We start from the raw sequence: 11585 nt of genomic DNA on the forward strand, positions 1-11585 counted from the left end.
CCGCACTCTTGAACGAGTGCGGGAGTTTCGTTTGCAGACGAGTTTTACAGCGCGACCCGTTGCAGCGTCACGGGACCGATCAGCCCCGACTCCTGCAACGGTGATTCGGGTGTGTAGGGATTATAGGGCGACCAGGTGCGGCGTTCCGCTTCGGGCAGGCAGCTGTCGCTGACAAGACGGTTGACCCATGTGTTGACGACTTCGATCTCGAGTTCGTTCCTGCCCTCGCGGAGCAAGTCCGTAACGTCCACCCGGTACGGGGGCGTCCAGACACCTCCGGCATCGGCGCCGTTGACGCGGACTTTTGCCATCACCCCGACGCGGTTCAGGTCGAGCAGAATACGGCCGCCACCGTCGGCGGGCTTTTCAAAGATCGTCGAATAAGTCGCCGTACCGGAGAATCCGCGCAGACGCTCGTCGGCGCTCTGCGACCAGTCGCCGAGCGTATCGGTTGCAAGGGTGAAATTCCCCACCCCGTCGGGCGCTTCGAAGCGCACCTGCCAAGGGCCGTCCATCGCGGCGACCAGCTCCGGACGCGGGAAATTCGCATCGACCGTGAACTCCGCAACGGATTCCGCCGCCGGTTTACGGAAAACCACGAAACCGCTTTCCAGCGGTTCAAGACGCATCGGAATCTCCGTCACGGCCCCCTCGGCACGCCAGGCCGGAAGGTCGCGCACGGCTCCCGTCACGGGCTGCCACCACTCGGGACGGCGGTTCGCAACACGGAACGACGCCGTGAATTCGACCGGCTCCTCCGACTGGTTCGACACGAAATAGATCTCGGCGCCGTCCGTCGTACGGTGTCCGAACAGCAGCGGCAGCGATGCGTCATGCCCGAAATCGGGCACAAGGCCGATCGCTTCGAAAACCTCCTCCATCGAGTAACCGTCGAAGACCATGCCCTTACCGTAACGGTTGACATGTTTTCCCTTTTCAGGTCCCCACAGCTCGGCGGCCATCACCTGCACGCGGCTGTCGGCCTCCGGATAACCTGCAAGGCTCGGGGAGCGCATCGGGGCAGGTCCCAGCACGACGGCGCCGTCGTGCACGAGCTGCATCACCCGTTCCAGCACCTCGGGACGCATCGTCTCCTGCCGCGGCAGCACCAGCACACGGTATTGCGTGCCGTGGGGAAGCGTCAGCAGGCCGTCGCGCACCGTAGCGTCACGGCACAGCACCTCGGCGTTGATATAATCGAACTGGTAGCCCGCCGGTAGCGCCGGGTCGCACACGCCCGTCATCTTCGGCACGTCCTCACCGATGAAATAGGCCGCATCGGCCACGTTCAGCCCCTGCTGGAGCATGAAGTTACAGCGTTTGAGATAGGTGATGAAGAGGTCCAGTTGGTCGAACCACGTGTTGTTGCGGTTGAACTCGTTGCCGAAGAAGGCGTTCATACCGGGTTTCGGGCCGTCGGCCGCCTGCGAAATGTAGACATGCAACAGCGTGTTGTTGATGCCCTCCGAGAAGAAGCGGTCGCCGCGCTGCTTCATCAGGTAGGGATGGCGCGCATAGGGCGAAAAAGCCGCCGTGAACGATTCGGCCGAAACCTTGTTCTTGCCGTAAATATGGGCGCAGGAGGATGCGGCACGGTTCTCGATATTGCCCAGCTCGCCCTCGCTCCAGTACTCCCCGGCCACCTCGTCCGACTGGCCGCCGTACTGCAAAAACTCGCCCGGGAAGCCCCAGTGTCCGTAATTTTCGAGCCATGTGATGAAACCGTCGCGGTGAGCCAGTTCGCGCAGGGCGCCGATATGGTCGTACGACAACCGGTCGGCCATCATCCGCCGCAAGTCCCACAGGAAACGGTCCGAACGGTCGCGGTCGCCGATCGTCAGGCCGCTGAACACGGGCAGGTAGGGATGCGCGTCGTAGCCGTAACGGGCCTCGAACGCCTCGAAAAAATCGTCGCCGAAGTTCTGGCCGCCCTTCTCGTAACTGTCGGCCACGATGACTTTCCACGACTTGCGGTCGGCGGCGGGAATGCGACGGCACAGCTCCCCGACGAAAGCGTCGTAATGCTTCGCCAGATGCGCGGGGCTCCATTTGTCGACCTCCAGCCCTGCTCCGTCCTCCAAGGCGGGACCGTTCATCACCCCGGTCGGCACCATGCCCGTGCGCAGGATCATCCAACGTCCGGCAGGAGCCTCCCAGCGAAGACGGTCACCGGCGAGACAATCGCTGATGTCAACGACCGATTCAGGTGCGACGGCGGCCGTCGTGTCCTTCGCGGCGGGCTGGCGATCCCACATATAGTCGTCCCAGTAAGGCAGCGGCGTCTGGTGCATCTTGGCCAGCGATTTTTCGGAATAGCGTTCCACGAGCGGCAGGGCCGAAAATTCCACCTCGGCCAGACCGCCGTTCGCCGAAGCGCCGCTCACCACCAGCCGGAAAACGTCGGCTTCGGTCGGCTCGCAGGCGATCGTAACGGGGGCGTAGGGATCGAATCCCACCTCCGGGGAGGGATTCGTGCGGTCGATGACGAAGCGGCGCAGTACGGTCGTACGACCGTCTTTTACCGCCTGCAACTCCGCGGCAACGGCAAAAGGCATATGGGCCGGATAGATTCGTACTGACCGGAGCGTGAAGTCCTTAACAGGTTTCGCCTCCACCACCGCATCACGTCCCGGCACACACTCCAGCGCCGTCGCAGGATCGCCGTCGAACGCCTTTGCAGCGCCCGCGGAACCGCTCACACGGGCCGATGACGCGTCGAGTTTCAGCACGCCTTCGGGAAGCGGCACGGCAACGGTCCTCACGTCGGTGAAGTCGGGCGAAGGGGCAGGGAGCGCGACCTCCACCACCCGTCCGCCTTCGACCTCGGCGGAAACGGTGGACAGGTAGCGCATCGACTCGTGGGGTTCGATCCACGGTCCTCCCGCCTGGCTCCAGCCCGGGCAGTTGAACACGCCGAGGTCGATTCCGAGTTCCGTGGCGCGCTTCATGGCCGTGTGCATGATCTCGTACCACTCCTCGGTGAAGAGTTTCACAGGGCCCCGGGGAGTCCCCTCCGCTTCGGGAAGTCCGATGTTACCGATGAAAGCGCGGTCGATGCCGATGCGCTTCATCGACTCGAGATCGGCGGCAACGCCATCCTTCGAGACATTGCCCGAGATCCAATACCAGTAGACCGATGTCTGAATACCGGCCGAGGAGGGATCGTGAAATCCCTCCTCCAAGCCCTGCGGCCCGTCGCAGGCCGCCAGAAGCATCGAGCACGCCGCAAGGGCGCACAGGCGTATGTTCTTCATAAGCCCTGCGGGTTAAAAGGCTTTGCGGTAAAGCGCCTCGATCTCGGTGATCGACGTGTCGCGCGGATTGCCGCCCGTGCAAACGTCGTTGAAAGCCGCCACGGAGAGCGCCGGGATGTCGGCCTCCTTCACGCCGATCTCGTGCAGCCGTTGGGGAATGCCGATGCTCAGCGAGAGGTCGCGGACAGCCTTCACGGCAGCGGCGACGCCCTCTTCGACGCTCATTCCGGCCGTATCGACACCCATAGCACGGGCGATGTCGCGGTATTTCGGAGCAGCGGCCGACTCGGCGTTGTACTCCATCACATAGGGCAGCAGCAGGGCGTTGGCGACGCCGTGAGGCGTGTCGTAAAAGGCACCCAGCGGGTGCGCCATCGAATGCACGATGCCGAGCCCCACGTTCGAGAAGCCCATGCCGGCGATGTACTGCGCCACGGACATCCCCTCGCGCGCCGCAGCGTTCTTGCCGTCATCGACGGCGGCTTTGAGGTGCTGCGCGATCAGTTCGATGGCCTTCAGTTCGAACATGTCGGACATCGTCCACGCACCTTTGGTAATATAGCCCTCGATGGCGTGGGTCAGGGCGTCCATGCCCGTCGCGGCGGTCAGCCCCTTGGGCATCGAATACATCAGTTCGGGATCGACGATGGCCACCGACGGAATGTCGTTGGGATCGACGCAGACCATCTTCTTGCGGGCCTCCTCGTCGATGATGACGTAGTTGATCGTCACCTCGGCGGCGGTTCCGGCGGTGGTCGGCAGCGCAAAGGTCGGCACGGCGCGGCGGTGCGTGTCGGCAGGCCCTTCGAGCGACTTCACGTCGGCGAATTCGGGGTTGTTGGTCACGATGCCGACGCCCTTGGCCGTGTCGATGACCGAGCCACCGCCCAATGCCACGATGAAGTCGGCACCCGAGGCCCCGAAGGCGGCTACGCCGTGCTGCACGTTGGCGATGGTCGGATTGGCCTTCACGTCGGTGAAAATTTCATAGGGAATGCCGGCTCCGCGGAACACCTCCTCGATCTTGGAGGCCACGCCGAAGCGGACGAGGTCGGCATCCGTCACGAAGAAGGCTTTCTTGTAGCCGCGGCGGCGCGCCTCGTCGGCGATCATCGAACGGCATCCGGCGCCGAAATAGGAGATTTCATTCAATACGATACGTTGCATAATCGAATCTGTTTAAGTTGGTTATCCGTTGTGTTTCACAAGTTCCGTTTTCACGCCGCGCGGAGCCTCGACGCGGCTTTTCACCATTCCGTCCGGGGCCTTTTCGTGGCGGATCTTCACCGCGCCGTAAGGCGTCGGGAAAGTCCCTTCGACCCATTCCAGGTCGCCCAGATGAGGGTCGATGCGCAGGCGGCGGCAGCCGGGCTCCACGACCTCGACGCCCAGCACGTACTCCGTGAGCCAAGCCGTCGGTCCCGACGCCCAGCCGTGACACAGGCTGTGGCGGAAGCCCTTATAGCAGTAGGCCCCGCATTCGCGGTGCAGATCGCGCATTCCGGCCGGAACCGGCTCGTCGATGCGGGCCGCCGGGAGCCACGCCATGTCGAAATCCTCCCAGAAAGTCGTGGCCCCGAGGTCGAGCATCGCGCCCCAGTACTCCCGGATGCGCTCCAAAGCCCCTTCGTAATTGCCCGCGGCGGCCATCGCCCGGAGCATATAGTAGCCATAGAAGGTCGAAAAGCCGTTCGAACCGCCTTTCGAAATGTAATCGCGGTCAGTCGCCACCGGATCGGCGAGCCCGGCCAACACCATCAGTGAACGCCCCTGCTTGGCCTCGCCGCCCTCCCCGATCGGACATTTCCGCATCAGCGCGGCCTTGGCACGGCACTCGGCGGCCAGCGCGGTGTCGCCCAGCGCCTCGCACAGCCCGGCCCCGGCGTCGAGGGCCAGGATCGTCAGCGACTGGAGACCCGCCGCCGTGCTCGCGGCATCGCCGCTCGACGGCCAGTCGAGAAAGCGCGTGCCGTCGAGCCGTTCGCGCCCGTCGGGACCGATCTTTTCGAAGAGCTGTCGCAACAGGGCCGTCAGATAGGGACGCTGTTCGGCGAGGTAGGCCCGGTCGCCGTGGTAGCGATACCAGTCGCTGTGGATGATGATCCACCACAGCGAATAGGAGCTGATGCCGTTCATCCATCCCGGCAGCGGCGTGGTGTCGCGGGCCAGGTCGAGGCTGCGCGGCACGACCTCGTTATAGCCGAAAACCGAATTGACGGTCATAATCTCGGGATGCAGGTCCCCGACCCAGACCAGCCGGTCGCGCTTCACGCCGTCCCACAGGTACTCCTGCATACAGAGGTGGACGGTGTAGGCGCCGGTCGCCCAGATGCGGTCGAGGCGTTCGTCGCTCGAACGGAACGATCCTATATAAGGTATGTCGCGGTATTGGAATACGGCTTCGACCTGTTTGAGATGCAGTTCGCGGTCATCGTCCAGCAAGTCGATGCGCGCGAAGCGGAAACCCGAATCGCCGCACTCCACGGCCCCGAGCCACGGCAGCGTGAGCGTGAAATCGCGCACGGCATGGTCGTTCGAAGCGCCGTTCGCGCCGTCGATGTCGCACATCGCCTCGCTGACCGATTCGCCGAAGCGGATGCGGACCCTCACGGGCCTGTTGTCCGCAGGCATGCCGGTCACGATGCGCAGCCCGCCCTGCAACTCGCGGCCGAAGTCGAGCAACAACCCCGGACGGCGGCCGTCGCGGCTGCGGAGCACGCAGATGCGGGCATTCTGCAAGTCGGCCTGCCCGTTGCCGGCTTCGAGCAGCAGGTCGCCGCCCGAGATCAGGTCGGCCTGCTCCTGCGCGACGATGCGCACGGGAGGCATATATCCATAGGTGCGAGAATCGAAGCGGACGGACGATCCGTCCCATGCCGGAGGCAGTTGGGGCCGGGCGGCGGAAACGGAGAGGGAAAAGCAGACGGAAAAGATCGGAACGGCCAGTTTCAGCAGCCGGGACATCGGGTCAGTCATCGTTTTTTGGCGTTTTTAGTGCCCCTCGGCCGGAACTTCGCCGGACACGTCGCGGAACGCATTGACATTCCGCCTTTCTGAAACGAGAAAGTCAGCTTTTTTCCAACCTCGGGCATTCATACAAATATAGCGATTTATCGGAGCCCGAACTTTCGATTAATGACCTTAAAAGTGTTATTTCTGACACTCCGTACCCAGGTCGGAAAGGACCGAACCCCGGGGCACGAAAATCGACGGCAGGGCACCCGCCGGCGATAAGATTTTTTCACTATTTTCTATTTGTAAAATGCAGAAAAAATTTTATCTTTGTAAGAACATCCGTTTTCATTTATTCTGAACCGACGTGGGAGTATCGCTCAAAGACATAGCCGAAAAACTGAACCTGTCGAAAACGACCGTTTCGTGGGTGCTGTCCGGGCAAGGCAACAAAAAAGGAATCAGCGCGGAGACCCAGAACCGGGTCTTCGCCTGCGCACGGGAACTCGCATACGAACCCAACCTGCTGGCCCGGAGCCTCAACACCGGAATCTCGAAGACCATCGGACTGATCCTCCCCTCCATATCGGACAGTTTCTACGCCCACATCGCCCATCAGATCGAATCGGAAGCCGAAAAAGAGGGCTATTCGCTGATGATCGCCAGCTCGAACTCCGAGATCGAACGCGAGAATGCCATGATCCGCCTCTTCCGGTCGAAAAAGGTCGATGGCATGATCATCGCCCCCACCAAAATCTCGAAACGCGAAATCAGCCGCCTCGTGGAGAGCCGCTACCCCGTGCTGCTGTTCGACCGCTATTTCCCCGAGATGCGCGTCAACTACGTCATCATCAACAACGAAGAGAGCAGCTACAAGCTGGTGCGACACCTGATCGACAAGGGCTTCCGCAAGATCGCCATCATCACCACCAACCCCCACCTGCTGACGATGGACATGCGCCGCGAAGGATACGCCAACGCCCTTTCCGACGCCCATATCCGCATCAACCCCGACCTCTACGGCGAAGTGACCTACGTCAACTATCAGGAGAACATTTACAGCACGATGGACCGTATTTTCAGCGCCGTGCCCGACGTGGATGCGTTCTTCTTCACCACGCACATCCTCGCCATCGAGGCCCTGCGCTATTTCTACGACCGCGGCATCGACATCAACGACGGAAACTGGGGTCTGGCCTGCATGCACGAGGACTCGCTCTTCCGCGTACTGGCTCCCAAGATGAACATCGCCCACTTCCCGATCGAGGAGATCGGCAGCAACGCCGTGCGGATACTCCTGAACCAAATCCGCCAGTCCAACGATCCCAAAGCGGGCGAATACGTACCCGAATCGAAGGTGCTCCCCTGCCGGATGGAATTCAGGGACCAATGAGCCCTTTTTTTTGCCCGTTCAACTTAAACGATTAAGTAAATAATCGCAATACAAATCACCCAAAAAACAGACAAATGAACAAGGAAATTTCACTGCGCAAGATCCTCCCCGTGATGTTCGGATTCTTCATCATGGGCTTCGTGGACATCGTCGGCGTCTCGACGAGCTACGTCAAGAACGACTTTGCGGGCATGAACGACACGATGGTCAACCTCATCTCGCTCTCCTGCTTCCTCTGGTTCTTCCTGCTCTCGATCCCCACGGGCATGCTGATGAACCGCATCGGCCGCAAAAAGACCGTGCTGCTGAGCTTCGCCCTGCACGTAGCGGCGATGATCGTCCCGCTCGCGGCCTACGACTTCACCGCCGTACTGATCGCGTTCGCCCTGATCGGCATCGGCAACACACTGTTGCAGGTATCGCTCAACCCGTTGGTGACCAACGTCATCGCCGGAGACAAACTTACCGGAACGCTGACCCTCGGACAGTTCGTGAAAGCTGTCAGTTCGTTCCTCGGCCCGATCATCGCGGCCGCCGTGACGGGCAGCTTCCTCGGCTGGAAGATGATCTTCCCGATCTACGCTGCCATCTCGCTGCTGGCCCTCGTCTGGCTGTGGCTGACCCCGATTGCCGAACAAAAGGTCGCCAGCGCCGACATCTCGATCGGGCATACCTTCTCGCTGCTCAAAGACAAATACATCGTGGCCTTCTTCATCGGCATCCTCGTCCTGGTAGGCGTTGACGTGGGCATGGGCATCACCTTCCCCAAACTGCTGATGGAGCGTTGCATCCTGCCGCTCACGGACGCCGGCATGGGCAACAGCGTCTACTTCTTCGCACGCACGGTAGGCGCATTCCTCGGAGGTATTCTGCTGATGAAGCTCCCCGAACGCAAATTCTTCACGGCCAGCGTCTTCGTCGCGCTGGCAGGTCTCGCGGGCATGATCTTCCTCCACGGGCTCTGGTCCATACTGGCCTGCGTGGCCGTATTCGGAATCGGTTATGCCAACCTTTTCTCGATCATCTTCTCGATCTCGATGCAGCGCGTTCCCGAGCGGGCAAACGAGGTTTCGGCCCTGCTGATCGTCGGCGTGGCGGGCGGCGCCGTCATTCCCCCGGTGCTGGGCGTCATCACCGACGCCTTCGGGTCGCAAGGTGCCGCCATCATCGCACTGAGCGTCGTATGGCTCTATCTGGTTTTCCTCATCGGCGCAATCAATGCCCATTCGAAGAAAGCCTGACGCCGGGAATTCCCCCGACAACGTTAAACGGGTGCATCCGCTGGATGCACCCGTTTTTGCTTCATAAAAACTCCCGCACCTTTCGGTACGGGAGTCGTTAAGATAAATGCTGCGGATTATTCGTTGCCCGGAGCTTCGTTTTTGTCCGTGTAGGGATCGTCCACCTGCCATTTATTCGCGGGCGAACCGTCCCCGTTCTTGTTCGCATTGACAAGCGCATCGGGCATCTCCTCGGCGGAAGGAACGGTGCCCAGCAACTCGTCGCGGTGAGGATCGATCGTCGAATAGACCTTGATCGTCGCGCCGCGCTCTTTCCAAGCCTTGTAGATCGGCGTCCAGGCGCCCTCCAACGTATGCTCGTAGAGGAAGTGCGAGTCGATCAGAATCGTAGCGTTATCGGCCACATTGAAACCCTGATTGGCATTGTTCCAGACCATCGCCATCTCCCCGACTTTCGTCGGCTTATCCGCATAGGTTCCGGACTGGTTGCGGCGAATGTCGAGGTAGGTCACGGCCGAATTGGGGGCGTCGATCCCGCCTCCGGTTTCGAAATTGCTGATCTCCAGCCACCTGAGCCAATCGCAGTTATGTACGTCCACATGGGTCAGTTTGGGACTGTCGTAAGTCCGGATACGATAGGCATAGGGAGGGCCGACGAATTTTTCGAGGCTGTTCGCCCGTTCGCAGAAAAACTCGATGCCCTTGGCCTCCCATTTCGAAAGGTCGATCTCCTTGATATTGGGCATGCCCCATGCCGGAACCAAACCGGTAACGTTCTTGAAAAGCTCGATACCTTCGAGCGAAGTGGCGGCGCAATCGCTGATGTCGAGGGCATATCCCTTGCCGTTATCCGTCATCGTCGCGGCGTTGTTGACATCGAGCAGACCGAGCGGAGAAAACACCACATTCGGATTACGGTTCGCATCGGCCAGCACACTGCGCAGAGCCACATCGGGGATATACCCCTCTTCAACGCTCGGAAGCGTGAAAGTGATGTCGCCCGAGATCGCCATTCTGTCGAAGCCCGGACGGTCGAGATAAACCTTCACCGTCTTGTCGAGGTAGTTGGCTCCGACGTTCACACCGAACGAAATGCGGGAGGACCTGATCGTCAGCACGTCGGCCGGGATGCGTTCATAGACGGCTTCCCCGTCTTTGTCGTAACCGATGTAAACATAATCCTGTTCGGAATCGAATCCCGAACCCGTAATCTCGATCGCATCGGCGATACCGGCCTTTACGGCACCTTTCACGTCACTGGTAATTTCCACCGGGATTTCGGATCCCCCGGGTTTCCCGGGTTCTCCCGGTCCATCCGAATCGTCATCGCCGCAGGCGGCGAACATCGTCCCGGCCAACAGGGACAGCGCGAAAAATTTGAATGCTGATTTCATTTCAGTAATTGTTAGATTGGTTTTTGTTATCCGTTCATATTCGAAACCGGTACGGGCCCCCCTTTTCAGGGAGTCGCCGCACCGGTTTGAAAAAGGAATCACTCGGTCTCCGAAGGAACCCACCCGTTGGGTCCCGTCAGCGTCAGCGCGCCACTGTCGTCCTTGTACATCGGAACGGTACCCAGCTTCTTGCTGATGTCCTTCGACGAATAAACGTCGATCGTCGCACCGCGCGTCCAGGCGTTGTAGACACCCTTAAAGCTGCCATTATCGCCAGCCTGGCGTTTCTCCGTGATAAATGCGTAATCGACCAGAATGTGAACATTGTCCGGAAGCTGCATGACGGCGCCCGACTCGAAAACCGTATACTGGTTATCGCCGTCACAATACTCATGAGGTTCTTTTTCCTTGTCCTTGAACGTCCCGGTATGTTCGCGGCGAATGTCGAACGTCTCGATAGCGGGGTCGCCATAGCACTGCAAATTGTGCATCCACTTGTTGAGATGCAGATCCACCGTCTTCAGCTTGGAGCAGTCGTAAATGTCCAGACGGGAGATCGTCGGGCCGGCAATCACCTCCTCCATGGCTCCGGAACGCTCCATCGTGACAAACAGATACTGGTCCGTTTTGAGCTTCGAAAAATCGGCCTTTACCAGACTGGAAGTCTCGTGGGCGATGATGCGGCCGCAATGCGTGAAAAGCTCGATGCCTTCGAGCGACGTAACGCCGCTCGCATAGAGATTGATCGTCTCGACCGCAGCGGCTCCGGCAACGTCGATCAGTCCGTAGGAATTGAAAAGCGGAGCGATTTCAGGATTCCCCTGCTGCGGGTGGGTTGACATCAGCGTAGCCCGGAAATAGGGATCGGGGATGTAACCCTCGGCAATGGTCGGCATCGTGAAGGTCAGATCCTTCGTCAGCTCCATCTTCGTCGCTTCCCGGTCGAGATACACCTTGAAAGTCTTGTCGAGGTAGCCGGCCGTGATAGGCACGCCGAACGAAATACGGCTCGACCTGATCGTCAGCAGATCGGTCGTGATGCGCTCGTATTTGATCTCACCGCCCTCGTTATAACCGATGTAAACCCAGTCCTGGTCGGGATCGAAGCCCGAACCCAGGATCTCAATCGCTCCGGCGAAACCGGCCTTTACCGATCCGCTCAGCATATTGTCAACGGTCACGCCGGGAATCGTTCCGGGTCCCTCGTTCCCGCCGCCGCCATTTCCGCCGCCGTTGTCATCGTCGTCCCCGCCGCAGGCGGTAAACATTGCGCCGGCCATCAGAGCCATTGCAAGAAATCTCAGTTTCCTTTTCATAATCATAGCTTTTTGGTTAAGGTTTATTATAATTG

The 11585-nt window shown here is 60.2% G+C and carries 7 protein-coding genes; 2 read left to right on the forward strand and 5 right to left on the reverse strand.

The annotated features are described in order from the left end of the window. Positions 1-44: 44 nt before the first annotated feature. From NQ519_RS01430 to NQ519_RS01440, 3 genes are read right to left on the reverse strand one after another with little or no spacing between them, the layout of a single operon-like run. Positions 45-3254, reverse strand: coding sequence for a glycosyl hydrolase (locus NQ519_RS01430; protein ID WP_019149850.1), 3210 nt, complete (start codon positions 3252-3254; stop codon positions 45-47). Positions 3255-3266: 12 nt separating this feature from the next. Beyond that, positions 3267-4421, reverse strand: a complete 1155-nt coding sequence (fucO, locus tag NQ519_RS01435) for a lactaldehyde reductase (protein WP_044118585.1) — start codon at positions 4419-4421, stop codon at positions 3267-3269. A 21-nt stretch (positions 4422-4442) separates the two neighbouring features. Continuing rightward, the gene (locus NQ519_RS01440; RefSeq protein ID WP_019149848.1) at positions 4443-6218 is read right to left on the reverse strand and encodes an alpha-L-rhamnosidase-related protein; all 1776 of its coding nucleotides are present in this window, start codon (positions 6216-6218) and stop codon (positions 4443-4445) included. 355 nt (positions 6219-6573) lie between these two features. Between NQ519_RS01440 and NQ519_RS01445 the strand changes: the two genes are divergently transcribed. Then, positions 6574-7599: a LacI family DNA-binding transcriptional regulator gene (locus NQ519_RS01445; protein ID WP_019149847.1), complete on the forward strand. Its 1026-nt coding sequence runs from the start codon at positions 6574-6576 to the stop codon at positions 7597-7599. A 74-nt stretch (positions 7600-7673) separates the two neighbouring features. Further along, positions 7674-8840 carry an MFS transporter gene (locus NQ519_RS01450; protein WP_019149846.1) on the forward strand — a complete coding sequence of 389 codons (1167 nt, stop codon included), beginning with the start codon at positions 7674-7676 and terminating at the stop codon, positions 8838-8840. Positions 8841-8956: 116 nt separating this feature from the next. Here the strand turns inward: NQ519_RS01450 and NQ519_RS01455 are convergent, their stop codons facing one another. Beyond that, positions 8957-10234 carry a hypothetical protein gene (locus NQ519_RS01455; RefSeq protein ID WP_019149845.1) on the reverse strand — a complete coding sequence of 426 codons (1278 nt, stop codon included), beginning with the start codon at positions 10232-10234 and terminating at the stop codon, positions 8957-8959. Between the two features lie 98 nt (positions 10235-10332). Then, entirely contained in the window at positions 10333-11550 is a 1218-nt protein-coding gene (locus tag NQ519_RS01460; protein WP_227901053.1) for a hypothetical protein, read from the reverse strand. Positions 11551-11585 lie beyond the last annotated feature (35 nt).

It is taken from the genome of Alistipes senegalensis JC50, assembly GCF_025145645.1.
Lineage (GTDB): Bacteria > Bacteroidota > Bacteroidia > Bacteroidales > Rikenellaceae > Alistipes > Alistipes senegalensis.